At 70.3% G+C, this 23039-nt stretch carries 28 protein-coding genes and 2 tRNA genes; 18 read left to right on the forward strand and 12 right to left on the reverse strand.

Features of this window, described 5'->3' with window-relative positions; all coding sequences use genetic code 11:
• Positions 1-135: 135 nt before the first annotated feature.
• Together ACT4N7_RS05230 and ACT4N7_RS05235 are read left to right on the forward strand one after the other, a co-directional pair.
• Complete coding sequence (locus ACT4N7_RS05230; protein ID WP_444827431.1) at positions 136-762, forward strand: mycothiol-dependent nitroreductase Rv2466c family protein; 627 nt, start codon at positions 136-138, stop codon at positions 760-762.
• Between the two features lie 83 nt (positions 763-845).
• Positions 846-2273 carry an aldehyde dehydrogenase family protein gene (locus ACT4N7_RS05235; protein WP_444827432.1) on the forward strand — a complete coding sequence of 476 codons (1428 nt, stop codon included), beginning with the start codon at positions 846-848 and terminating at the stop codon, positions 2271-2273.
• Between the two features lie 5 nt (positions 2274-2278).
• Here ACT4N7_RS05235 and ACT4N7_RS05240 read toward each other — a convergent pair whose 3' ends face one another.
• Positions 2279-3079, reverse strand: coding sequence for an MBL fold metallo-hydrolase (locus ACT4N7_RS05240; RefSeq protein ID WP_444827433.1), 801 nt, complete (start codon positions 3077-3079; stop codon positions 2279-2281).
• 59 nt (positions 3080-3138) lie between these two features.
• Between ACT4N7_RS05240 and ACT4N7_RS05245 the strand changes: the two genes are divergently transcribed.
• Positions 3139-3600, forward strand: coding sequence for a ribose-5-phosphate isomerase (locus ACT4N7_RS05245; protein ID WP_444827434.1), 462 nt, complete (start codon positions 3139-3141; stop codon positions 3598-3600).
• Entirely contained in the window at positions 3600-4463 is an 864-nt protein-coding gene (locus tag ACT4N7_RS05250; RefSeq protein ID WP_444827435.1) for an Fpg/Nei family DNA glycosylase, read from the forward strand. The genes ACT4N7_RS05245 and ACT4N7_RS05250 overlap by 1 nt, the downstream gene beginning before the upstream one ends.
• Here the strand turns inward: ACT4N7_RS05250 and ACT4N7_RS05255 are convergent.
• Complete coding sequence (locus tag ACT4N7_RS05255; RefSeq protein ID WP_444827436.1) at positions 4409-5179, reverse strand: hypothetical protein; 771 nt, start codon at positions 5177-5179, stop codon at positions 4409-4411. The two genes, ACT4N7_RS05250 and ACT4N7_RS05255, sit on opposite strands and share 55 nt — an antisense overlap.
• A gap of 84 nt (positions 5180-5263) precedes the next feature.
• The gene (locus ACT4N7_RS05260; protein ID WP_444827437.1) at positions 5264-6481 is read right to left on the reverse strand and encodes a GNAT family N-acetyltransferase; all 1218 of its coding nucleotides are present in this window, start codon (positions 6479-6481) and stop codon (positions 5264-5266) included.
• 120 nt (positions 6482-6601) lie between these two features.
• On the opposite strand from ACT4N7_RS05260, the gene ACT4N7_RS05265 reads away from it, so the two are divergent.
• Complete coding sequence (locus tag ACT4N7_RS05265) at positions 6602-7129, forward strand: GNAT family N-acetyltransferase (protein ID WP_444827438.1); 528 nt, start codon at positions 6602-6604, stop codon at positions 7127-7129.
• Positions 7130-7153: 24 nt separating this feature from the next.
• Here the strand turns inward: ACT4N7_RS05265 and ACT4N7_RS05270 are convergent, their stop codons facing one another.
• Both ACT4N7_RS05270 and ACT4N7_RS05275 read right to left on the reverse strand, forming a co-directional pair.
• On the reverse strand, positions 7154-7609 hold the full coding sequence (locus ACT4N7_RS05270; protein ID WP_444827439.1) for an NUDIX hydrolase: 456 nt from the start codon (positions 7607-7609) through the stop codon (positions 7154-7156).
• A gap of 207 nt (positions 7610-7816) precedes the next feature.
• Positions 7817-7887: transfer RNA gene (locus ACT4N7_RS05275), tRNA-Gly, on the reverse strand.
• Between the two features lie 66 nt (positions 7888-7953).
• Here ACT4N7_RS05275 and ACT4N7_RS05280 point away from each other — a divergent pair.
• A tRNA-Pro gene (locus tag ACT4N7_RS05280) sits at positions 7954-8027 on the forward strand.
• Positions 8028-8384: 357 nt separating this feature from the next.
• Here the strand turns inward: ACT4N7_RS05280 and ACT4N7_RS05285 are convergent.
• Positions 8385-8777 (reverse strand): SCO5389 family protein, encoded by a 393-nt coding sequence (locus ACT4N7_RS05285; protein ID WP_444827440.1) that lies wholly within the window; start codon positions 8775-8777, stop codon positions 8385-8387.
• A gap of 234 nt (positions 8778-9011) precedes the next feature.
• Here ACT4N7_RS05285 and tig point away from each other — a divergent pair, with 234 nt between their 5' ends.
• The 5 genes from tig to ACT4N7_RS05310 all read left to right on the forward strand — a co-directional run bounded on the left by tig (position 9012) and on the right by ACT4N7_RS05310 (position 14055).
• Positions 9012-10445 carry a trigger factor gene (gene tig, locus ACT4N7_RS05290; RefSeq protein ID WP_444827441.1) on the forward strand — a complete coding sequence of 478 codons (1434 nt, stop codon included), beginning with the start codon at positions 9012-9014 and terminating at the stop codon, positions 10443-10445.
• 136 nt (positions 10446-10581) lie between these two features.
• On the forward strand, positions 10582-11190 hold the full coding sequence (locus tag ACT4N7_RS05295) for an ATP-dependent Clp protease proteolytic subunit (protein WP_444827442.1): 609 nt from the start codon (positions 10582-10584) through the stop codon (positions 11188-11190).
• 31 nt (positions 11191-11221) lie between these two features.
• Positions 11222-11848: an ATP-dependent Clp protease proteolytic subunit gene (locus ACT4N7_RS05300; protein WP_444827443.1), complete on the forward strand. Its 627-nt coding sequence runs from the start codon at positions 11222-11224 to the stop codon at positions 11846-11848.
• A 289-nt stretch (positions 11849-12137) separates the two neighbouring features.
• Positions 12138-13439 carry an ATP-dependent Clp protease ATP-binding subunit ClpX gene (gene clpX / locus ACT4N7_RS05305; RefSeq protein WP_444827444.1) on the forward strand — a complete coding sequence of 434 codons (1302 nt, stop codon included), beginning with the start codon at positions 12138-12140 and terminating at the stop codon, positions 13437-13439.
• Positions 13440-13443: 4 nt separating this feature from the next.
• Positions 13444-14055, forward strand: a complete 612-nt coding sequence (locus ACT4N7_RS05310) for an RBBP9/YdeN family alpha/beta hydrolase (RefSeq protein WP_444827445.1) — start codon at positions 13444-13446, stop codon at positions 14053-14055.
• A gap of 19 nt (positions 14056-14074) precedes the next feature.
• On the opposite strand, the gene ACT4N7_RS05315 is transcribed toward ACT4N7_RS05310, so the two are convergent.
• Together ACT4N7_RS05315 and ACT4N7_RS05320 are read right to left on the reverse strand one after the other, a co-directional pair.
• On the reverse strand, positions 14075-14278 hold the full coding sequence (locus ACT4N7_RS05315; RefSeq protein WP_444827446.1) for a DUF397 domain-containing protein: 204 nt from the start codon (positions 14276-14278) through the stop codon (positions 14075-14077).
• Positions 14279-14291: 13 nt separating this feature from the next.
• Positions 14292-15146 (reverse strand): helix-turn-helix domain-containing protein, encoded by an 855-nt coding sequence (locus tag ACT4N7_RS05320; RefSeq protein ID WP_444827447.1) that lies wholly within the window; start codon positions 15144-15146, stop codon positions 14292-14294.
• Between the two features lie 152 nt (positions 15147-15298).
• Here ACT4N7_RS05320 and ACT4N7_RS05325 point away from each other — a divergent pair, with 152 nt between their 5' ends.
• The 7 genes from ACT4N7_RS05325 (at position 15299) to ACT4N7_RS05355 (ending at position 19397) form a co-directional block, all read left to right on the forward strand.
• A complete protein-coding gene (locus tag ACT4N7_RS05325; RefSeq protein ID WP_444827448.1) occupies positions 15299-15514 on the forward strand; it encodes a hypothetical protein in 216 nt (71 codons plus the stop codon).
• Entirely contained in the window at positions 15507-15740 is a 234-nt protein-coding gene (locus ACT4N7_RS05330) for a hypothetical protein (protein ID WP_444827449.1), read from the forward strand. The genes ACT4N7_RS05325 and ACT4N7_RS05330 overlap by 8 nt, the downstream gene beginning before the upstream one ends.
• Before the next feature lie 7 nt (positions 15741-15747).
• Positions 15748-16107, forward strand: a complete 360-nt coding sequence (locus ACT4N7_RS05335) for a hypothetical protein (RefSeq protein WP_444827450.1) — start codon at positions 15748-15750, stop codon at positions 16105-16107.
• A 69-nt stretch (positions 16108-16176) separates the two neighbouring features.
• On the forward strand, positions 16177-16602 hold the full coding sequence (locus ACT4N7_RS05340; protein ID WP_444827451.1) for a hypothetical protein: 426 nt from the start codon (positions 16177-16179) through the stop codon (positions 16600-16602).
• Between the two features lie 59 nt (positions 16603-16661).
• Positions 16662-17177, forward strand: coding sequence for a DUF3558 family protein (locus ACT4N7_RS05345; protein ID WP_444827459.1), 516 nt, complete (start codon positions 16662-16664; stop codon positions 17175-17177).
• A 49-nt stretch (positions 17178-17226) separates the two neighbouring features.
• Positions 17227-18639 carry a hypothetical protein gene (locus ACT4N7_RS05350; protein ID WP_444827452.1) on the forward strand — a complete coding sequence of 471 codons (1413 nt, stop codon included), beginning with the start codon at positions 17227-17229 and terminating at the stop codon, positions 18637-18639.
• A complete protein-coding gene (locus ACT4N7_RS05355) occupies positions 18636-19397 on the forward strand; it encodes an ESX secretion-associated protein EspG (protein WP_444827453.1) in 762 nt (253 codons plus the stop codon). The genes ACT4N7_RS05350 and ACT4N7_RS05355 overlap by 4 nt, the downstream gene beginning before the upstream one ends.
• A gap of 170 nt (positions 19398-19567) precedes the next feature.
• Here ACT4N7_RS05355 and ACT4N7_RS05360 read toward each other — a convergent pair whose 3' ends face one another.
• The 4 genes from ACT4N7_RS05360 to fdhD all read right to left on the reverse strand — a co-directional run bounded on the left by ACT4N7_RS05360 (position 19568) and on the right by fdhD (position 22928).
• On the reverse strand, positions 19568-19822 hold the full coding sequence (locus ACT4N7_RS05360) for a VOC family protein (RefSeq protein WP_444827454.1): 255 nt from the start codon (positions 19820-19822) through the stop codon (positions 19568-19570).
• 159 nt (positions 19823-19981) lie between these two features.
• Positions 19982-20857 (reverse strand): alpha/beta hydrolase, encoded by an 876-nt coding sequence (locus ACT4N7_RS05365; protein WP_444827455.1) that lies wholly within the window; start codon positions 20855-20857, stop codon positions 19982-19984.
• A gap of 83 nt (positions 20858-20940) precedes the next feature.
• Positions 20941-22110 (reverse strand): CaiB/BaiF CoA transferase family protein, encoded by a 1170-nt coding sequence (locus ACT4N7_RS05370; RefSeq protein WP_444827456.1) that lies wholly within the window; start codon positions 22108-22110, stop codon positions 20941-20943.
• On the reverse strand, positions 22107-22928 hold the full coding sequence (fdhD, locus tag ACT4N7_RS05375) for a formate dehydrogenase accessory sulfurtransferase FdhD (RefSeq protein WP_444827457.1): 822 nt from the start codon (positions 22926-22928) through the stop codon (positions 22107-22109). Before fdhD ends, ACT4N7_RS05370 begins: the two co-directional genes overlap by 4 nt.
• Positions 22929-23039 lie beyond the last annotated feature (111 nt).

The following is a 23039-nucleotide window of genomic DNA, read 5'->3' on the forward strand; positions in this document are numbered from 1 at the left end:
GCATCCAATCACGCCCCGGGCCCCCGAGGTGTCCAGGAGGGCACGGGAAGGTTTCCCGCATCGTCGGTGTTGCCCGATGTGGGGCGGACCACGCCCGCCGCGTGCGGTGACAATGCGACTCTGGAGAGACGTTTCATGACTGCTGTGCAGGAGCCCGCGACCAGGCCGAAGGTCGACTTCTACTTCGATCCGCTGTGTCCGTTCGCCTGGATCAGCTCGCGCTGGATCCTGGAGGTCGAGCGGCACCGCGACATCGAGTTGCGGTTCCGGGTGATGAGCCTGGCCGTGCTCAACGAGGGCCGGGACCTGCCCCCGGAATACCAGGAGCTGATGGAGAAGGGCTGGGGCCCGGTCCGGGTGGCCATCGCCGCCGCGCAGGCGCACGGCGAAGAGGTGCTGCGCGAGCTCTACTCCGCGCTCGGCACCCGCATCCACAACGAGGGCGGCGAGGACTACGACACCGTGATCAGCGGGGCGCTGGCCGAGGTCGGCCTGCCCGCCGAGTTGGCGGCTGCCGCGCACAGCACCGACTACGACGAGGCCCTGCGCAAGATGCACCACGAGGGCATGGACCCGGTCGGCGCGGAGGTGGGCACGCCCACCATCCACATCGACGGCGTCGCGTTCTTCGGCCCGGTGCTCACCTCGATCCCGCGCGGCGACGACGCGGTGAACATGTTCGACGGCGCCCGGCTGCTCGCGAGCTACCCGGACTTCTTCGAGCTCAAGCGCACCCGCACGGGCGAGCTCAAGTTCGACTGAGTCGTCGTCGTGCGCCGCCCGCGCGGGATGTGACACGCTGGCAGCGCCCTAGCGCTCAGGTGTCATATCGGCTTGGAGGATCCATGGCTGCGCCCGTCACCACCCGCACCGGTCACGTCGTCGGGGGACGGCTCATCGACGCCGCGGGCGACCGGATCGACGTGGTCAACCCGGCCACCGAGGAGGTCATCGCCTCGGTGCCCGCCGGGACGCCCGCCGACGTGGACGCCGCCGTCGCCGCCGCGCGCTCGGCGTTCGCCGCGTGGTCTGCCGTCGACCCGGCCGAGCGCGGCGCCGCCGTGCGCCGGATCTCCGCTGGTCTGGCCGCCCGCCGCGGTGAGCTGGCGGCCACGATCAGCGCCGAGATGGGCTCGCCGATCGGCTTCGCCACCAAGGTCCAGGCGAGCCTGCCCGCCATGACGTCGGCGGGCATCGCCGACCTGATCGAGCACGGCTACGCGTTCAGCGAGGAGATCGGCAACTCGCTCGTGCTGCGCGAGCCGATCGGCGTCGTCGGCGCCATCACGCCGTGGAACTACCCGCTGCACCAGATCGTCGCCAAGGTCGCCCCAGCGCTCGCCGCGGGCAACACCGTGGTGCTCAAGCCCAGCGAGATCGCGCCGCTCAACGCCAACCTGTTCCTGGAGATCCTCGCCGAGGCGGGCATCCCCGACGGCGTGGTGAACCTCGTGCACGGCGTCGGCCCGGTCGTCGGCGAGGCTATCGCCGCGCACCCGGACATCGACATGGTGTCGTTCACGGGGTCGACCGCGGCGGGCAAGCGGGTGTCCGCGGTGGCCGCCGAGACGGTCAAGCGGGTCGCGCTGGAACTGGGCGGCAAGTCCGCCAACGTGGTGCTCGACGACGCCGACCTCGCCCGCGCGGTGAAGGTCGGCGTCGCCAACACCTACATCAACGGCGGCCAGACCTGCACCGCGTGGACCCGGATGCTGGTGCCCGCCGCGCTGCACGACCAGGCCGTCGAGCTGGCCGCGGCCGCCGCCGCCAAGTACACCGTCGGCGACCCGCTCGCCGAGACCACGCGGATCGGCCCGATGTCCTCGCTCGCCCAGCGCGACCGGGTGCTCGACTACATCCGGGTCGGCGTGGACGAGGGCGCGACGCTGGCCTACGGCGGCACCACCGACGGCCTGCCCGAGCGCGGCGCCTACGTGCCGCCCACGGTGTTCGCGAACGTGCGCGGGGACATGCGCATCGCGCAGGAGGAGATTTTCGGCCCGGTGCTGTCGATCCTGCCCTACGCCGACGAGGACGAGGCCGTCGCGATCGCCAACTCCACCGTCTACGGCCTCGCGGGCGCGGTGTTCTCCGCCGACGCCGACCGCGCGCTGGCCGTGGCCAAGCGGCTGCGCACCGGCCAGGTCGACGTCAACGGCGGCGCGTTCAACCCGGTAGCCCCGTTCGGCGGCTACAAGCAGTCCGGCAACGGCCGCGAACTCGGCCGCTTCGGCCTGGACGAGTTCACCGAGGTCAAGTCGATCCAGCGCTGAGGTTTTCAGGCCACCCGGGCGCGCTCCAGTGCGGGCCGGGTGGCCGCCGCCGGATACGGCGACCGCGCGAGCGCGTCCTCGACGGTGAGCGTGCCGCTGCGCACGCCGTCGAGCAGGCCCGCCACCACGGCCAGTTCGGCCCGCTGTCCGCGGACGAACCCGGCGTCCACCGGCCCGCCGTGGCCGGGCACGACGGTCCGCGCCCCCAGGTCCACCACCGCGTCCAGCGTCGCGGGCCACTCCAGCGGGTGGGCGTCGGACCCGATCGACGGCGGCGCCCCCTGCTCGACCAGGTCCCCCGCGAACACCACCGCCGCGTCGGGCACGTGCGCGACCACGTCGTGGTCGGTGTGTCCGCGGCCCAGGTGCGCCAGCACGACCGTGCGGCCGCCGAGGTCCACCTCGGCCCGATCGGCCACCTCGTGGTCGGGCAGCACCAGTTCGGCCCGTCGCAACCGTTCCGCGAGTTCGGGTTTGCCCGCGTCCGCGTACTTCCCCGCCCAGGACGCGACCTGCTCGTGCGCGTCGGCGGTCATGGTGGCGCCGCAGCGCGGGTGCGCCCAGACCGGTGCGGGCAGGAACGGCCTGGTGCCAAGGAAGTGATCCCAGTGCGCGTGGGTGATCACGACCGTCCACGGCAATGCGGTGATCTCCCGGATGGCGTCGGCGAACTCGGCGCCGTGCACCTCGTCGGTGCCGGTGTCGACCACCAGACACCGCTGTCCGCCGACAACCAGGCCAAGCGTCTGATCAAGCTCGACATAGCGCCGGGCGAAGACGCCGTCGGCCAGTTCGATCCACTTCACCCGCCCGGTTCTACACCACCATCCGCATCGCCGCCCGGTGCTGCCGGCAGACTGCCCGCGTGCGCGTCTATCTGGGTTCTGATCATGCGGGCTTCGAGTTGAAGGCCCACCTCGCCGAGCGGCTTGCCGCCGTCGGGCATGACGTGGTGGATGTCGGGCCGCAGGCCTATGACGCGCTGGACGACTATCCGCCGTTCTGCATCGAGACCGCGCGCCGGGTCGTCGCCGATCCGGGCAGCCTCGGGGTCGTGATCGGCGGGTCCGGCAACGGCGAGCAGATCGCGGCGAACAAGGTCAAGGGGTGCCGCGCCGCGCTCGCGTGGAGCGCGGAGACCGCGCGGCTCTCCCGTGAGCACAACGACGCGCAGGTGATCGGGGTCGGGGCGCGGATGCACACCGCCGAGGAGGCGACCGCGATCGTCGAGGCGTTCCTCGCCACCCCGTTCTCCACCGACCCGCGGCACGCCCGCCGCATCGGGCTCATCGACGCCTACGAGCGCACCGGCGAACCGCTGAGCTGATGCCCGAGGGTCACACGCTGCACCGGCTCGCCCGAGCGCACCAGCGCCGGTTCGGCGGCGCGCCGGTCGAGGTGTCCAGCCCCCAGGGCCGGTTCGCCGCCGGAGCGTCCCTTGTGGACGGACAGGTGCTGCGCCGCGCCGAGGCGTACGGCAAGCACCTGTTCCACGTCTACGGCCCCGACACCGTCGTCCACATCCACCTCGGCCTCTACGGCACGTTCAGCGAGGCGGAGTTGCCCGCGCCCGCGCCGGTCGGCCAGGTCCGCATGCGCCTCGTCGGCGCCACACACTGGGCGGACCTGCGCGGCCCCACCGCGTGCGAGGTGCTGACCGGCGCCGAGGTGGCCGCCGTGCGCACCCGCCTCGGCCCCGACCCGCTGCGCCGCGACGCCGACCCGGAGCGGGTCTGGTCGCGGATCTCCCGCTCCCGCACGCCGATCGCGGTGCTGCTGCTCGACCAGGCCGTCCTCGCCGGCGTGGGCAACGTCTACCGCGCGGAAGTCCTGTTCCGCCACGGCATCCACCCGCTGGCGCCCGGCCGCTCGCTCCACCATCCACTGTGGACGGAAGTGTGGACGGACCTGGTGGACCTCATGCGCCTCGGCGTCCGCCGGGGCCGCATCGACACCGTCCGCCCCGAACACCTGCCCGAGGCCACCGGCCGCGCTCCGCGCCAGGACCGCCACGGCGGCGAGGTCTACGTCTACCGCCGGACGGGACAGCCCTGTCTGCTGTGCGGGACGCCGATCGTGGCCCACGTCCTGGCCGCCCGCAACCTCTACTGGTGCCCGACCTGCCAGCCGGAGTCTCAGAAGTCGAACCCGCCGCCGAAGTCGCTCCCGCCGAAGTCTCCGCCGCCGTAGTCGCCCCCGTGGTCCCCGCCCGCGTCGCCCCCGGCGTCCCCGCCCGCATCGCCGCCTGCGTCGGACTGTCCGGCGTCGTAGCCCGATTCCCAGGCCGCGGCCGAGCCGATCCCCGCCATCCCGGTGAACATCGCGCTGAACAGCAGCACCGACCCCATGCCCCACGCGCCCGCCACCAGCGCGGGCCGCCACCACGGCTCGCTGTACCAGCCCTGCGGCACCGACCGCCCCGCCACGCGCCCGCCGGGGTAGTAGTGCGGGGTGTCGTCGCCCGGACGGGGCGAGGCCACGTAGTCGCGGCCCTCCACGCTGACCCGCCGGTCCTCGTTCACCGCGCCCGCGCGCTGCGCGTCCGGGTCGACCGGCAGGTCGGGGCCGGGGTCGAGCGCCATCGCGCTGCGGGCAGCCCGGACGTAGTACAGGCCCTCCAGGGCGGTCTTGGTGACCAACCTGCTCTGCTCGGCGGTCTGCGCCTGCTCCATCTGCGATCCCGCCGCCGTGTAGCGCTCGGCGGCGTCGGCGAGCGCCTGCTTGGCGGCCTCGTTGGTGCCGACCAGGTTCACCACCTGCCCGCCGAGCCGCTCGACCCAGCGCCGGGCGTCGGCCTTGGCGTCGTCGAGCTGGTGCTGCCGCGCCGTGGCCCGGCTGCGGGCGACCATCAGGCCGAGTCCGACCACGGCGAGGATCACCGCAATCAACACGATCGTCCCGGTCATGGCGACCTCCTGGTTCCGGTCTGTCTCACCGGCACAACGAGGGACGCCACCGCCGTGGTTCCCCGGGCGGCTGAGCCGTAATGCTTAGAACACTTCCAGGCACGCGGGTTCCCGTTCGGCGACGAACGCCGCCGACAACGCGGCGACCGAGCCCGGGGTGTGCTCGCGCACCCGCCCCGCCGCGGCCAGCGTCGTGAGCCGGGTGCCGCCGAGGAACGCCGCGCCCAGCTCGGCCGTGCTGGTGGCCAGGTCGGCGTCGGCCCGCGTGCGGACGGCGGCGGCGGTTCCCTTGTCGTTCACGGTGATCCGCCACCGGCCCGCGTTCCACGGGCAGAACTCGTCCGCCAGCTCCACCACCGCGTCGACGGGTGCCGAGTAGGTCCGCACGGGCAGCGCCCGGTCGACGTCGACGAGCCGGACGAACAGGCCGTCGAACACCGTGCGCAGCGCGGAGCGCGGCGTCTGCAGCAGCAGGGTCAGCGGGTCGTCCACGGCGCCGTCGTGCTCGACGTGGCCGATCAGGTCGATGTCGAGCAGGTACCGCAGCAGCGCGGCGTGGCCCTGCGCGCTCGTGGCCACCAGCTCGCGCACCGACACCCGGCCGTCCGGCGCGCGGTCGGTCCAGCCCTGCGCGACCCGGAACACCGCGTACCCGTCGGGATGCACCGCGAACCGGTACGCCGACGCGCCCTGGCGCCGGGCCGGGGCGTCGTGCAGGTGGTACGCCCAGTGCGCGTCGTCGCGGGCGAGGGCGCCGACCCGGCTCGCCGCGTACCGGTCGTAGAGCGCGCGCACGACGGGCAGCGCCGCCGCGTGCGGCACCTCGCGAACCGGGTGCGGACCGAGGTCGACACCGGGCCGGAACGGCGTCCTGGCGGTGACGTCGTAGCGCACGTACTCCGAGGCGAGCCCGTAGCCGAAGCGGCCGTAGATCGCCGCCTCCGACGCCCACAGCGCCGCGATCGGCTCCGCGCCCGTCTCGTGCATGCCGTGCAACTGCGCCCGCATGATCCGGGTGAGCACCCCGCGCCTGCGGTGGTCCCCCGCGACGCCGACCGAGGTGACCCCGCCGAACGGGGTCAGTCCACCGCCGGGTACGCACACCGCGCGGCTCAGGACCTGGCCCGTGCCGACCAGCCGGTCGTCCGCGTAAACCCCCTGCGCGCGCGCCGGTTCGAACACCAGCGATTCCTTGTGCGTGATGTCCTCGATCTGGTCGTCGGCGAGAAAGGCGTTGGCGAGCAGGCGGGAGAACGTGGGCAGGTCCGCGTCGGTCAGCGTGCGCAAGGTGTATTCGGCCACAGTCGGTGTTTACGCCGCTTGGACCCGGTTTAGCCACTGGATTTCCATCGGGTGCGTCGGTGACCCACCGGATACGCTGGGTGTCATGTGGCTCCCCACCGCGCACCCGGAGCGCCTCCGGTGAGGGTGGACGCCCCGGTTCTGGTCCGCGAGGCGACGCTCGCCGACGCGGCGGAAATCGGTGAGATCCACGCCGAGGCCTGGCGGCTGGCCTATCGAGATCTGTTCGAGAGCCGGTGGCTGTCCCAATTCGCCGAAAGCCGCCGCGCCATGTGGCCACGGGTGATGACGGACCCGGAGTTCGCGAAATCCACGGTTCTCGTGGCGCAGCGCGGCACCCGGGTGGTGGCGTTCGCGGGCTTCGGCCGCCACCGCGACAACGTCAACGACGGTGAGTTGCACGCGCTCTACGCCCACCCCAGCGTGTGGGGCACCGGCGTAGCCCAGACCCTGCTCGACGGCGTCTGGGACTCGCCGGTCACCGAGTCCTACCGCAGGCTGCGGCTGTGGACGATCGCGGGCGCCAACCGGGCCCGCCGGTTCTACACCTCGGCCGGGTTCACCGAGACCGGCCTCATCCGCGAACGCGACTACGGCGACGGCCGACCCGTGCTGGAGATCGAGTACGCCCGCCGCGCAGGCGGCTGAGACAGGCCCGGAAAAACCCAGGGCTCACGTGAAGTACGGCTCACCGTGCTTGGTCAGCCCGTGCGCGATGCACAGCCGGGTCGCAGGCGGCACGTTCAGCTCGTCGAGCCGCTCCGGCTCGACCCAGACCGGTTCCTGGTCCGGGTCGCCCGTACGCAGGTCCCCGCTCACCGGGCGGCCGCGGAAACAGACGGCCAACTCCTGCGCGCGGGTCTGCGGTTCGCTGTAGACACCGACCAACCCGATGATCTCGACCGCCACCCCCGTGCACTCCACAGCAGCCCGACTCGCCGCGCCCGACGCGCTCTCGCCCGCGAACTGGGGACCACCCGGAAGGTGATAGGTGTCCAGCGCACGGGCGTCTCGGCGGCGCAGCATCAGCAGCAGGCCTGCGTCGTCCACCACGAGCGTGCTCGTGCCGACGACGGTGCGGTTGACCACAGAAGGGTCCAGGTCGAAGTGGTAGCCGGATTGCGACATGGTCCCTGCCTACCGACTCCGTGCGCGACACACCATGGCCTTTGGGGCGATGTTCACCGAACCCTCACACTTTCACCCAACTGGCTGTGTCCCGCACCACCCGGACCGGTGATTCATCGTCCGAGAGCCCGTACAGTCGGAAAAACCGCCACTAAAGTGCCCCTTGGGCGGACAAAAGCGGCCAAGTCCGGGACCTGGCCGCTGCCGAGCGGGCGACGGGAATCGAACCCGCGTAGCTAGTTTGGAAGACTAGGGCTCTACCATTGAGCTACGCCCGCGCGCGCCGGGCCACCCCGGCACGGGAAACAGACTAGCGGGTCACGCTAAGCTGATCGCGCAGACCCCGGGATGTGGCGCAGCTTGGTAGCGCATTCGCTTTGGGAGCGAAGGGTCGCAGGTTCAAATCCTGTCATCCCGACGAGCTTTGGGCTACGCATGTTCGCGGAGGGCGCGAACGTGGGCGCTCGTTCCATACCCGGGGGGCCGAGCCCCCCGGACCCCCCACGTTGCGGCACGTCGCGATCCAGCGTGGGCTCGGCGCTTCGCGCCGTCGAGGTGTGTAACCAATTGCGTGGTCGCCCACGGTGCGAGATGGTCACCAACCAGCCCCACCGATTTCCAGGCCTGCCTCGCTTCCTCCCACTCCTCAGCCCGCTGATCTCTGAGCGCCAGCCGCGAGCCCACCGATCTCTGAGCGCCCCCAACGAGCCCACCAAGCGGCGCGCGCGCTCACCGAGCAGTGGTTCGTTCGGGTGGTGTACGCGAAGTTGGGTCGTCAGCAGTCGCGGAGGTGGGGGGATTGGTTCAGTAGTTGGCCGCGGGGAGAGATGAATGCGCGGTAGCGGGGGGTGTCTACTTTGGACGGGTGGAAGGCGGCTACCCGGTGGCAGTTCTGGAAGGCCAGGGTTAGGTCGAAGTGGCGTTCCAGGGCGCCGCGGATGGCGTCCGACGCCATGGCGCGCAGGAGTTGGCCGCGTTCTGTCTCGCTCGGCGGGGGTACCTCGTGGTCGGCGAAGCCGTCGGCGCTGCGGTCGAGGTCGGTGGCCAGGGCCGAGATCACGTCCCACGCGTAAGGCAGCGACCGCCGCACGCAGTCCACGAACTCCGCGTCGTCCACCGGGCCGCGCTCGGCGCGGGCCAACAGGTCCGTGGGTACATCGAGAGACATCGCGACCTCCAGGTTGATCGTCCTTTCTCCTTACCGCCGACCCGATCACCGGGCAAGGCCGCGCCGCCGATCCCACCGGTTCGGCCCACCCGCCGTCACCCGGACGAGCCCGCGCCACCCGAGCACACCCCGCCCGGTCCCGACCTGGGCAAGCTCGCCTAGACTCGGGCTTCGATCCCGGGCGCCGGTCGGCGCACCCGGGTTTGTCCCTGTCAGTCGCACGAGGAGATCACGTTGAAGAGCACCGTCGAGCACCTGAGCCCGACGCGGGTACGGATCAACGTCGAGGTGCCGTTCGACGAGCTCAAGCCGAACTTCGACCGCGCATACCGCAAGCTCGCCAGCCAGGTCCGCATCCCGGGGTTCCGCCCTGGCAAGGCGCCCGCCCGGGTCATCGAGTCCCGCATCGGCCGCGCGCCGATCCTCGACGAGGTGGTCAACGAGGCCATCCCGGCCAAGTACATGGAGGCGGTCACCGCGGGCGAGGTCCGCACCCTGGGCCAGCCCGACATCGAGGTCACCAAGCTCGAAGACGGCGACCACCTGGCCTTCACCGCCGAGGTCGACGTGCGCCCGGACATCACCGTGCCCGCTTTCGAAGAGTTCGCGGTGACCGTGGACGACCTGGAGTTGACCGACGAAGAGGTAGCCGAGCAGCTCGACGAGCTGCGGGCCCGCTTCGGCACGCTGACCGGCGCCGACCGCCCGGTCGAGAGCGGCGACTTCGTCTCCATCGACCTGGCCGCCACCGTCGACGGCGTGGACGTCGAGGAGGCCAAGACCGCGGGCCTGTCCTACGAGGTCGGCTCCGAGGAGCTGATCGAGGGCATCGACGACGCGCTGATCGGCACCTCCGCCACGGAGAGCGCGACGTTCACCACCACCCTGGTCGCGGGTGACCACGCGGGCAAGGACGCCGAGGTCACCGTCACCGTGCAGACCGTCAAGGTGCGCGAGCTGCCCGAGCCGGACGACGACTTCGCCCAGCTCGCCAGCGAGTTCGACACCATCGACGAGCTGCGGGCCGACCTGCGCACCCGGCTGACCCGGGTGAAGAAGATGCAGCAGGGCGTCCAGGCCCGCGACAAGGTCCTTGAGGTCCTGCTGGAGACCGTCGAGGTCCCGCTGCCGGAGAAGATCGTCGAGGCCGAGATCGAGTCCCGCCAGCACGACGCGGTGCACTCGTTCGACCACGACCAGGACAAGCTCAACGAGTTCCTGGCCACCCAGGACCAGACCCGCGAGGACTTCGACGCCGAGTTGCGCGCGGACGCCGAGAAGTCGGTGAAAACCCAGCTCATCCTCGACTCGATCGCCGAGTCCGAGCAGGTGCAGGTCAACGACGGCGAGCTGACCGAGCGGATCATCTACCAGGCCCAGCGCTTCGGCGTGAGCCCGGACGAGTACGTCCAGCGCGCCCAGCAGTCGGGCCAGCTCGGCGCCATCTTCGCCGACGTGCGCCGCGGCAAGGCGTTGGCCTCGGTGGTCCGCAAGGCCGCCGTGACCGACGCGTCGGGCAACGCGGTCGACCTCGAAGAGCTGTTCGGCAAGGCCGAGCCCGCGGTGGCCGAGGCCACTGAGGCGACTGAGGCCACTGAGGCCACTGAGGCCACTGAGGCCACTGAGGCGACCGACGACACCGCGGTCGAGGAGACCGCGGCCAAGTAGGTCGGCACACACTCTTTGACGCTCTGAGCGAAAGTGGGCGGTGTCGGGAAGTCGGCGCCGCCCGCCTTCGTTAGTGTCGGTTACGAGATCACTGGTTCGTGAAGGTTCTTTCAGACGTGGGAGAAGGCAGGCAGACGTGACGCAGCACCTCTCGCCCTCGATGCGGTCCGCCACCGCGGGGCTCAACTTGAACGACTCGGTGTACGAGCGGCTGCTTCGTGAGCGCATCGTCTTCCTCGGTTCCGAGGTCGACGACGACATCGCCAATCGCATCACCGCGCAGCTTCTGCTGCTCGCGGCCGAAGACCCCGAGCGCGACATCACCTTCTACATCAACTCGCCGGGCGGCTCGGTCACCGCGGGCATGGCGATCTACGACACCATGCAGCTCATCGAGCCCGACGTGGCCACCTGGGGGATGGGTCTCGCGGCCTCGATGGGGCAGTTCCTGCTCTCCTCCGGCATGCCGGGCAAGCGCTACGTGCTCCCGCACGCCCGGGTGATGATGCACCAGCCGTCGGCGGGCGTCGGCGGCACCGCGTCCGACATCGCCATCCGCGCGCAGGTGTACGCCAAGTGGAAGCACGAGATGGCGCTGCTCACCGCGGAGCAGACCGGCCAGACCGTGGAGAAGGTCACCGCCGACGCCGACCGCGACCGCTGGTTCACCGCCGAGGAGGCCAAGGAGTACGGCTTCGTCGACCACGTGGTCACCCGCGCCGCGCAGGCCCCCGACACCAACTGACCGGCCTCGGCGCCAGAAACAGGAGCTTCCCGTGAGTGAACGTCACCTCCCGCAGTCCCGCTATGTGCTGCCGTCCTTCGTCGAGCGCACGAGCTACGGGGTCAAGGAGTCCAACCCGTACAACAAGCTGTTCGAGGAGCGGATCATCTTCCTCGGCGTGCAGATCGACGACGCGTCGGCCAACGACGTGATGGCGCAGTTGATCTACCTGGAGTCCACCGACCCCGACCGCGACATCACGATGTACATCAACTCGCCGGGTGGCTCGTTCACCTCGCTGATGGCCATCTACGACACCATGCAGTACGTCCGGCCCGACATCCAGACGTTCTGCCTGGGCCAGGCCGCCTCGGCCGCCGCGGTGCTGCTCGCCGCGGGCACGCCCGGCAAGCGGCTCGCGCTGCCCAACGTGCGGGTGCTCATCCACCAGCCCTCCACCGAGGGTGTCTACGGCCAGGTCTCCGACCTGGAGATCCAGGCCAACGAGATCCAGCGGGTCCGGCGGCTGCTGGAGACCACGCTGGCCCGGCACACCGGCCGCGACGTCGACCAGGTCCGCGCCGACATCGAGCGCGACAAGATCCTCACCGCCGAGGAGGCCAAGGAGTACGGCATCATCGACGAGGTGCTGCCTTACCGGAAGCTCTCGGCCAAGTAGCAGCTCGCGGAACCCGGCGCGCCGAACTCCGCACGAAAGCAGCCGACACCCGCGGGCCGGACGGCCTACGGTGGTGGACTAAGGCTTTTGGGCACGGATTCGGCCGCGTCGGGCATCAGGTTCTCCCCTTGACCGGGGGTAGGCAGGTACCGTCGAGGACAACGGACGCGACCGGGCCGTTGTACGTCGTGGAAACGAACCGCGGCGGACATCGGTTCCCGGGCGCGGCCGGCCACACAGCCAGGCGCACTTCCCCCAAGGGCGCCGGAGGGGACAGAGGTCAGCGGTCATGGCACGTATTGGTGACGGCGGAGACCTGCTCAAGTGTTCTTTCTGCGGGAAGAGCCAGAAGCAGGTGAAGAAGCTCATCGCCGGCCCCGGCGTGTACATCTGTGACGAGTGCATCGACCTCTGCAACGAGATCATCGAGGAGGAGCTCGCCGAGGCGGGCGACGTCAAACTCGACGAGTTGCCCAAGCCTGCCGAGATCCACGACTTCCTCGACCAGTACGTCATCGGCCAGGAAGACGCCAAGCGTTCTCTGGCCGTCGCGGTCTACAACCACTACAAGCGCATCCAGGCAGGCGACCGGGCCCGTCCCGAGGGCCGGGAAGGTCGGGAGTCGCGCGAGGAGACCGTCGAGCTGTCGAAGTCGAACATCCTCATGCTCGGTCCCACCGGCTGCGGCAAGACCTACCTCGCGCAGACGCTGGCCAAGCTGCTCAACGTGCCGTTCGCCATCGCCGACGCCACCGCGCTCACCGAGGCGGGCTACGTCGGCGAGGATGTCGAGAACATCCTGCTCAAGCTGATCCAGGCCGCCGACTACGACGTCAAGCGCGCCGAGACGGGCATCATCTACATCGACGAGGTCGACAAGATCGCCCGAAAGAGTGAGAACCCGTCGATCACCCGCGATGTGTCCGGCGAGGGTGTGCAGCAGGCGCTGCTCAAGATCCTGGAGGGCACCACCGCGAGCGTGCCGCCGCAGGGCGGGCGCAAGCACCCGCACCAGGAGTTCATCCAGATCGACACCACGAACGTGCTGTTCATCGTGGCAGGCGCGTTCGCGGGCCTGGAGAAGATCATCCAGGATCGGGTCGGCAAGCGTGGCCTCGGCTTCGGCGCGGAGATCCGCTCCAAGGCCGACATCGACGCCGCCGACTTCTTCAGCGACACGATGCCCGAGGACCTGATCAAGTTCGGCCTGATCCCCGAGTTCATCGGGCGGCTGCCGGTGATTGCCAGCGTGACCAGTCTCGACAAGGTCTCCCTGGTGCAGATTTTGACCGAGCCGCGCAACGCGCTGGTCAAGCAGTACCAGAAGCTCTTCGAGATGGACGGCGTCGAGCTGGAGTTCACCGAGACCGCGCTCGAAGCGATCGCCGACCAGGCGATCCTGCGCGGCACCGGTGCCCGCGGCCTCCGCGCGATCATGGAGGAGGTCCTGCAGTCGGTGATGTACGACATCCCGAGCCGCACGGACGTCGCCAAGGTCGTCATCACCGAGCTGACGGTCCGGGAGAACGTGAACCCGACCATCGTGTCCCGCCAACCCACGCGACGGGAGCGCCGCGAGAAGTCGGCCTGAGCCGGTGACCGACGCGGAGTCCTGGCCGTACGTGTTGTTGCTGCACGGCTACACCGGTGCCGGTCGCGGCCACTGGCAGTCCTGGCTCGCGCACGAGCTGGCCGACGCGGGTGCCGCCATCGACGTCCCGGTGTTCAGCGATCCCGACTGCCCCTCCCTGGACGCGTGGCTCGGTGAGCTGACCCACCACCTGGAGGCCGCCCCGCGCTCCGGCAAACGGGTCGTCGTCGCCCACGCCCTCGGCGCGGCCCTCTGGCTGCACCACGCGGCCCGCGTCCCCGCCGACCCCGCGCTGCGCGTCGACCGGGTCCTGCTCGTCGCCCCGCCGGGCGCGGCCTGGCGTTCCCCGGACGTCCACGGCTTCACCCCGGCCCCGCTCGACGCCGCGGGCATCCGCCGGGCCGCGGGCTGGACCCAACTGGTCACCGGCGAGAACGACGCCTACCTGCCTGTCGGCGAGGCGGTGACCATGGCGGCCGACCTGAAGATCGACCTGGACGTCATCCCGGCGGGCGGTGCCCTGGACTCCCGCACCGGCTACGGCCCCTGGCCCAGCGTCCTCGACTGGGTCCGCGACCGCCACACCCGCCTGACCGCCCACGCCACCCTTCCGTGATGGCGGTGGGCACGGTCGGCTAGAGCGTGCCTGCGGGGAGGTCGAAGTGGCCGAGCTTGTGGCCCTGTGTATGGGAGTCCCACTCGGCGAAGGTGAACGACACGGCACCCGCGTCGGGCCGGTTGGAGTTGCGGACCAGCACCTCGGTCTCGGTCAGCATGACCTCCACGCAGTTGTTGCCGTTGTCCGAGAACTTGGTCCACGTGTTGGGCTGCAGGGGCATGGCGTCACTCGATTCAGTGATTTCCGCTGAGGCTGTCGATCATATCCAGGCTCGTCAACGGATCGAGTGCCTTGAGTCGAAGGTCATCGAACTTGGTGATCGCCTCAGTGACGGCCGAGTCCCGGTCCAGGAAGTGTTCGCCGATCGTGGTGTCGACGCTGGCGATCTCCGGGATGATCTTGTCGAAGGTGTAGATGCTCATCGTTGTGCCGAGGAGGTAGTGCTCACGGGCGTTGAACGGAAGAACCTGGACCGTCACGTTGGGGTAGGCCTGGCACATTTCGATCACGTGGCGAAGTTGGTTGCGCATGACGTTCCCGCCGCCGATGTTCTTACGGAGCGCAGCCTCCCCGATGACCACCCAGAACTGGAGCGGTGGCTGGTCATCTCGGGTGAGCACGTCGCTCAGGCCAAGACGGAAGCGCAGGCGGGTTTCCACGACGTTGTCCGCATGTCCGGTCGGGGCCATGATCGCGCGAGCGTAGTTCTCCTCCTGGAGCAGGCCGGGGAATACTTCGGGGCTGTAGAACCGGATGCGGTGTGCGGCGCGGATCAGGTCGGCTGCGCGGCGTTGGTGCGGCTGGATGTCCGCGCTGTTGGCGACCCGCTTCAATGATCGACGTGCCTCGCGGTTGACCTCCATCAGGTCGCCGCTCTGATCCTCGCGCACCCCGTACAGCCCGAGCAGCAGAGTCAGATCACCTTGGCTGATCTTGGTGCGGCCCTGCTCGATGTTGCCGATGGTCGTGGTGGTGCAGCCGACCTTGTCGGCGGCCTGCTCGCGGCTCACGCCTGACTCGACACGCATCCGCTTGAGGGTCGCGCCGACCTGGATGCGGTCGGCGGTCCGCCGCTGTCCCGTTGCCACAGGTTAACTCCTTCGGGTGAATTCCAACTAAATATGCGCGCCCGTGTTTGACGAGCACCTTACGATGAACATGCGCCTGGAGCCACCTGGCGGACTCATCGTAGCAACCTTGCCAAATCGAAAGTGCGCGCATCTATCGGGAGGTAGTGATCGTGTCCAACAACGGGGTCATCGTCAGTTCGTGGGTCAAGATCGAGCGGGAGTGCGAGATCCAGGTCAATGTCTGTCACGGCGAGGCCGAGTTCTCGATTGGCGGCGGCTGGGCCAACGACGTCCAGATGGTCGCCACGCAGGAGGGCCTGCAATGCCTCGTCGACGCGACCACCAAGGCCCTCGCGACCATGCGTGAGCAGGCAGCCGATGACTGAACCCGCACCCGGCGCCGACGTGTTGTGCGTGCTGGGTGCCCGCGCCCTGCCTGCGGCCTGGCTCTCGACGCTCGCCGACGAACACGGTGTCGCACCGCACGTCGCGCGGGTGTCGGCGTGCGGTGAATTTGCCGTGATCACCGGTCCACGCGCCCGGGTCACCGTCGTGCGCGTGCACCCGAACGGCCCGACGGTCCTGTCAGTGGCGGTCGACGGCACGGCATAGTGGCCCCATGGACGACGGGGGATTCCAGCCCAGCACGACCCAACGCGAATGGCTTGACTCGCTCGACAGCGAGGAGCAGCGGGCCGCCGCGTTGGCGCGGATGACCACGCTGTGGTCGATGTGCGAGCAGATCGCCCGAAGCACCGACGCCGTGGCGGACCGCATGCTCCCGCACGCGCGCGGGAAGGGTGCGGTGGATTGGGTTATGGCGTGGGCGTTGCGCGCCGAAGCGCTCCGCGCACTCGGCCGTGGCGAAGGTGCCCTTGCCGACGAGCACTTCGCCGCCGCTGCCCGCTACCAGCCCGCCGTGCTCCCGGAGATCGTCATCGAGCCTGACGGAACTCGCGATGGTGGTCCTTCGTCGTAACTCGGACACGGGCGGTAGTTGTGCTGGCCCCGTTTTCTGGGCACGTTCGGTGGCGGGGAGGTCACGGGCATGAGTGTTGACGACGGGGGCAGTGCGCCGCCGGACCCGTTCGGTTCGGTGGGCGGTTCCCTGTTCGATGGCATGCGCGACTTCGCGAGCGCTGCGTCGTCAGGCGCGGTGGAGGTCAGCCCGGACGGCGGTCAAGCCCTCCTCGCCGTCCTCGACCGCTTCAGGGCTGAAATGCGTGAGCAGGAGAACAACCTCTATCGCATCTCGCAGCCGCCGCCGTTGGGGCGGTTGAAGGGTGGCGAGGTAATGGCGCCGTTCATGGTGCAGGTTGCCACCGATGAGAACGGGTTCGTCACTCGGTTCAGAGAATTGCGGGAGTCGTTGACGCAGGCGGAGGAGGGCATCCGCCAGGCGATGGCCAACTACCAAGCGACCGAGGAAGCGAACAGAGTGGCGATGACCAAGCTGTTGGGTGGGCTGGAGTGAGAGTTTCGATGAGGTTCAGAACCGCATGGTTTGCGGCGATGCTGGGTTCGTTGGTGGCCATGGCTGGGTGCTCTACTCAAACACCTGGCCTGGCGGGTCCAGTGTCGGGTGTGTCGCAGACCGTCACCAAGAGCCAGCGACCAACCACCACCTCGTCCAGCGGTGCGACGGCCGGTTCCAAACCCAGCGGGACAGGCCCGCTGGCAGGGGTGCTGCCGTGCTCGTTCCTGACCAACGCGGATCGCGCCCAGTTGGGCCTGAAGAGCACACCAAAGGAAATTGACGAGGGCGACCGGCGGGCGTGTCAGTTCAGTGAGAAAGATGTCACCACCAGTGTGACGATTTTTGACGACCTCGGTCTGGACAGTGTCGACGCGACCGATTCCGACGCACGACCGGTGCCAGTGGTGGGTCGACACAAGGCGTTGCAGTCGATGTTCGGTATTACTTGTGCCGTGACGATGGAGATCACCGCGACCTCAATCGTGTCGGCAACCGCGTCCGGCAATACGGATGCGGAGTCGTGTGAGATCGCGATGAAGATGGCTCAGGCTGTTGAGCGGAATCTGCCGTGAGGGGGCGACGGTGATGGTGGCGCGGCCGAGGGTTGATCAGGTGGGGTCGGTGCGGACTCAGGGGGAGTTGCGGGCCGACGCGGAGCGGCAGGTTGACCAGCGGCTTCGGGAGCAGTACGGCGACGGGTTCTTCGGCAGGCTCATGGCGCAGATGGTGCGCGACGGCAGGGTCAACGAACTGGCTCGTGCCGAGATGGCTGCGGACGCCCACATCCTGGCGCAGGGTGGCGAGGTCCGCGACGCGCCGACGATTCCAGGGATGAACTATCTCGCGGTGCCGCACGACGAGTTGAAGCGCAATGTCATGGAGCAGGCCGATCCGGGTGAGGTCGGCAGAGTCGGCGACGCCTGGGTGGGGGTCGGCGACTGGATGATCGGGTTTCAGCAGCAGTTCAGCTCCGCCATCTCGAACAGTGAGTCCCAGTGGCGCGGTATGGACGGTGACGCCGCCCGCAAGTTCATGGCCGATGTGGGCACCTACGTCGGCACCGCCGGATCCAGCGCGCAGTTGGCGGGCCGACAGGCGCAGTTGCACTCCGACGCCCTGGCCACCGCGCGCACGATGCCCGAGCCGGTGCCGTTCGACATGAACGCCGCCCTCGCCGACCTGCGGTCTACCTCCGATCCGTTCGCGTTCGCCGAAAAGGCCAACGAGCATTACGCGACCTTCACCCGCAGCCAGGAGGCGCACGGCCAGGCCGCCCTGGTCGCCTCGGGGTATGACCAGAGCATGTCGGGTGCCAGCACGATGCCCGCGTTCGCCGCACCGCCCGCCATGGGCGGTGGCGGGACACCGCCGCAGCCCCCACCTCCTCCGTCCCAGCCGCCGCCGGTTGTGCCTCCTGTTCCACCGGGTGGGCCCATCGGGGTGTCCGAGCCTTTCGGTCGGCCGTCTGCCTGGCCGGGTTCGCGGGACAGTGCGCCGGTGACCGCGCAGAGCTTTCAGCCGCCGACCGGGGGTCAAGGCAGGCCGGGCCAGTTGCCGCCGCCGAAAGCCACGCCGAATCCCGGTCTGCCGGGCGGCTTGCCGATCGGCGGACCCGTGGGCGGCGCTGACGACGACCGGCGGCGGGGTGGTCGCGGACTCGGTTCCGGTGGGGGGTTCGGCCCCGGCGGCCGTGGTGGTTCAGCGGGTGGGTTCGGGCCCGGCGGTGGCCGTGGCGGGTTCGGCCCGGGCGGCGGGTCCGGCGGACCTGGAAGTGGTGGGCTCGGAGCGGGTGCGCCGAAGTCCGGCGTCGGCGCGGTGGCCGCCGACCACGCGGCCTCGGGTGGCCGTGGGGGTGGCGCTGCGGGTGCCGGGCGCGGTGGAGCGGCAAGCGGGGGCGGTATGGGTGGCGGTGGCGGACGAGGTCAGGGCGGCGAGGACTCCGAGCACCAGCGTCCGGCCTTCCTGGTCGAGGCGGACCCGGAGGGCATCTTCGGCACCGACGAGATCACGGCGCCGCCGGTCATCGGACAATGATCACTTCGTTCGACCTGTCGTTCGCTGCGATCGACATCCTGGCCCAGGGACTTCGGCTCGACTGTCGGCTGTTTCCCTTCCAGATCCCCAGTTTCGGCACCTACCTCGACGACCGGACCCGGATCACGCAGGCGGTCCGCGACGACCTGCACCGGCGCGGGCCCGCTCGATCCGGTGATCTCGTTCCCGAGGTCGAAGCGGCGGTGCGACTGCTGGCCGAGCACGACATCGCGATCGCGGTGGTCGGCAACTCCGACTCGGGCGGCGGCCTGTGTGCCCGCGCATCGATGACGGCCCGCAACGCGGGGCTCGTCATGCACGTCGAGCACGGGCTGCGGTTCCTGGTGGTCCGGCCCGAGGCGCTGATCCGCAGTGTGGTGCAACTGTTGCCGTCGGCCGATGCCGGTCCCGGGCAGTCGGTGACGATCACCCAGCCCGGCTCGCCGCCGCCCAGCCCGGACCAGGGGTTCGCCGTGCGCAGCGTGGTCCGTGCTCCGCGCACGAGTGCCGACGTTCAACTCCGGGTCGTCCAGGACATCCTGCGCCGCCCTCGTCTCGGCGCCGGGTACTTCGTCGTCGCCGAAGGACAACGCCGCGCGCCCGGACTGTCCTGGATGGACACCGACGCCGGGCGCTACCTCTGCCTCACCCGCGCCGAAGAGCGCGGCGACACCAACGTCACCTATTTCCCCGCCGACGCCGAACGGGTGGCGCACAAGGTGGGCGAACTGGTCGACACCCTGCGCCGCACGCGCTGACCACCCGGGAGTGGACATCCCGGTGCCCACCGGCACCGGGACTGGCCGGTCGACCGCACGGCATAGTGGAGCCGTGGATGACGGGAGATTCCAGCCCAGCCCAGCCCTCGTTCGAAGCGACGAGCGGCGGGTTGAGGCGCCCGAGCAGATGATCATGGCCAGGTGACGGACTAGTCCGTGTGGCCGGCGATGTTGAACACGATGCCGTGCGGATCCCGGACAAAGAACCGTCGAAGGCCCCAGGGCTCGCGGGTGAGTGGGTGGACGATCTCGTAACCGCGGCGTTGTGCCTGCGCGTAGGCGGCGTCGACGTCGCTCACGGCGACCGTGAGCAACGACTGCGCAGGTGCGGTGGCGTCGCCGGAGACGAGGCTCACCTGGACGCTCGGGTTCGTCGGTGATCGGAAGCTGGCGACCCAGCCCATGTCGAACTGCTTGCGAAGACCGAGGAACTCTCGTAGAAGTCGTGGCCGGTGGTCGCGTTGTCGACGTTGAGGTTCGGCACGATGCGGTGAATAGTCACTGAGTTGCTCCGTGGGTCAGTGTCGCGGCAGGCCCATCCTGTCCCTTGAGGACACACGCCGCTACGCCGGGGCGTGTCTGCCCAGGAACGCCAGCACGTCCGGCACGATTCGGCGGTAGAAGCCGTCGCCGTGGCCGCCGGGGGCGGTGTGGACGTGTTCGGGGGCGGCGAGCCGGATGAACCTGCGGGTGCCCTCGATGAAGTGGTCCTCGGTGCCGCACCAGATGCCGACCGGCACCTTGCCCAGCTGGTCGACGTTGCGCAGCGGGTCGAGGGCGGCCCACTCCTGGTGGTCCTTGAACGCGCGCCGCGTGCTCATCTCGCGCCAGGACAGCAGCAGGCCCGGCGAGATCGCCGCCACCGCCGACAGCGGCGCGCGCAGTTCGTGGCGCCGCCGCGCGTAGAGCAGCGCGCCGAAACCGCCCATGGACACGCCCGCGCAGCCGAACGGCGTTCCGGCCGCGTCGCCGAGGCCGCGGGCCCGCAGCCAGCGCGGCACCTCGTCGAGCAGCATGGCCATCGCGTTGTCGCCGACGTGGTTCTCGTGCCAGTAGTTGTCGCCGCCGTCGACGGCGGCGAAACCGAACGGCGGCAGCTCGCCGCGCGCCACACCGTCCACCAGGGACCGGGCGAGCCCGGTGGGCGTGGCGTGCCGGGCGCTGCCGCGCAGGCCGTGCAGGAACAGGCACATCGGCAGGTTCTTCGCGGGCAGCTCGGTGGGCAGGACCGTGACCAGGTCGACCGCACGCCCGCGCGCGGCCGAGTACACCTGTTCGGTGCGCACCACGGACTCGGGGCCCGCGCTGCCCGCGGCGGTCGCGCCCGCCAGGACGTCGAGTGCCGGGTGCGCGCCGATGGCGATGCTCGCGGTCGCCAGCCCGGCCGCGCCCGCGACCAGCAGCGAGCGCCTGCCCAGCGCGTTGTCCCCGACCCCCATGGCCCCCTCCATGCTCCCCGGACACCTCAGGCATACGCCCCCTGACCACCCAATCGGGATTACCCGGTCGAATGTTTCTCGGTTCAGATGACCGAGCGGGCGCGGAGATCATCGATCTTGTCCGGGGGATAGCCCAGCCAGCCAAGTACGGCTGTCGTGTGCTCGCCGAGCGCGGGGACGGCGGCCGGGTCCCAGGTCCACGAGTCGGCGTCGACGGGTGGGCGCAGCATCGGCACCGTTCCGCCAGGGACCGGTACCGCCGACCAGCGGTCGCGGGCGGCGAGCTGCGGGTGGTCGGGCAGCTCGGCGACGCCGCGGGTGCGGGCGGCGGGCACGTCGGCGGCGTCCAGCGCGGCGAGCAGCGCATCGGCGTCCACGGTGTCGAAGTACGGCTGCAGCTCGGCGTGCAGCGCCGCCCGGTGCGTCACCCGGTCGGCCACGGCGGGGAAGGCGTCCGCCAGCTCCGGGCGCCCGACCACGCCGCACAGCCGCCGCCACTGGCCGTCGTTCTGCACGGCAAGGTGCACCGTGGCGCCGCCCGCGCAGCAGAACGGGCCGTACGGCGCGATCGTCGGGTGGTGGGCGCCGTGCCGCTCGGGCGCGCGCCCGGTGCCATGCGCATACAGCGCGGGCTGGTGCATCCACTCGGCGAGCGCCTCCATCAGGGTCAGTCGCAGGGTGGCGCCCTCGCCGGTCCGGCCGCGGCGCACCAGGGCGGCCAGCACCGCCGCGTGCAACTGCACCCCGGCGGCGATGTCGGCCACGGAAATCCCCGCGCGGGCCATCGCCGGGCCGTCTCCGGTGGCCGCGACGAGCCCGGTCTCGGACTGGATCAGCGCGTCGAACGCCTTGCGGTCGCTGTAGGGGCCGCCGTCGCCGTAGGACGACAGCTCGGCCACCACCAGCCCGCGATGCCGTGCCCGGACGCTGTCGGCATCGAAGCCGAGCCTGCGCGCCGCGCCGGGGGACAGGTTGCACAGGACGACGTCGGCACGGGCTATCAGCTCGGCGACAACCGCCGCGCCGTCGGGATGCTTGAGGTCGAGGACCACCGACTCCTTGCCGACGTTGGTCCACGCGAAGTAGCTGGACACCTCGCCGCACGACGTGTCGTACTGCCGGGCGAAGTCGCCCGTGCCCGGTCGCTCGATCTTGATCACCCGGGCGCCCAGGTCGGCCAGCAGCCGGGTCGCGTACGGCACGGCCACGGCTTGTTCCAGGCTGACCACCACGATCCCGTCGAGCGGCTTCACTCGACCCGCCCGGCGCCCGCGTAGAGGTTCATCGTGTCGCCGCGCAGGAAGCCGACCAGGGTGATGCCCTGCTCGTCGGCCAGCTCCACCGCCAGCGACGACGGCGCGGACACCGCCGCCAGCACCGGTATCCCGGCCATCGCCGCCTTCTGCACCAGCTCGAACGACGCCCGCCCGGACACCAGCAGCACGGTGCCCGCCAGCGGCACCAGTCCCGCCTGCACGGCCCAGCCGACCACCTTGTCGACCGCGTTGTGCCTGCCCACGTCCTCCCGCACGACCAGCGGCTCGCCCGCCGCGGTGAACAGGCCCGCGCCGTGCAGACCGCCCGTGCTGGCGAAGACCTTCTGCCGCTCCCGCAACACCGCCGGCAGCGTCCCCAACACCCGAGCGGACACCCGCACGCCGTCTCCGGCCGGGGGGAACCGGGTCTTGAGCCGCACCGCGTCGAGCGCCGCCTTGCCGCACACCCCGCACGACGAGGTGGTGTAGAAGTTGCGCTCGACCCCGGTGTCCGGCGGCGCCACCCCGTCGGCGAGCGCGATGTCGAGCACGTTGTAGGTGTTGCGCCCGGCGTCGTCGACGCCATCGCAGTAGCGCGCGATCGAGATGTCCGCCCGGTCGCCGATCACGCCCTCGGTGAGCAGGAACCCGTGCGCCAGTTCGACATCGTGGCCGGGGGTGCGCATGGTGACCGCCAGCGCCCGGCCGCCGACCCGCAGCTCCAGCGGCTCCTCGGCGGCCAGCGCGTCCGACCGCTCGCGCCGCCCGTCCGGGGTCACCCGGACCACCGACCTGCGCACCGTCACCCGTCCCATGACCCCAGCCTAGGCAACGGAGGCGGGGGTAGACGCCGGCGAGGTGTGGAAGCCCCCCCCCAGGGACCCCGGAGTTGATTGATTTGTGCAAAACAAAAAAGTAAAGCCGGA

The sequence above is a fragment of the Actinokineospora sp. genome (assembly GCF_052390155.1).
GTDB lineage: Bacteria > Actinomycetota > Actinomycetes > Mycobacteriales > Pseudonocardiaceae > Actinokineospora.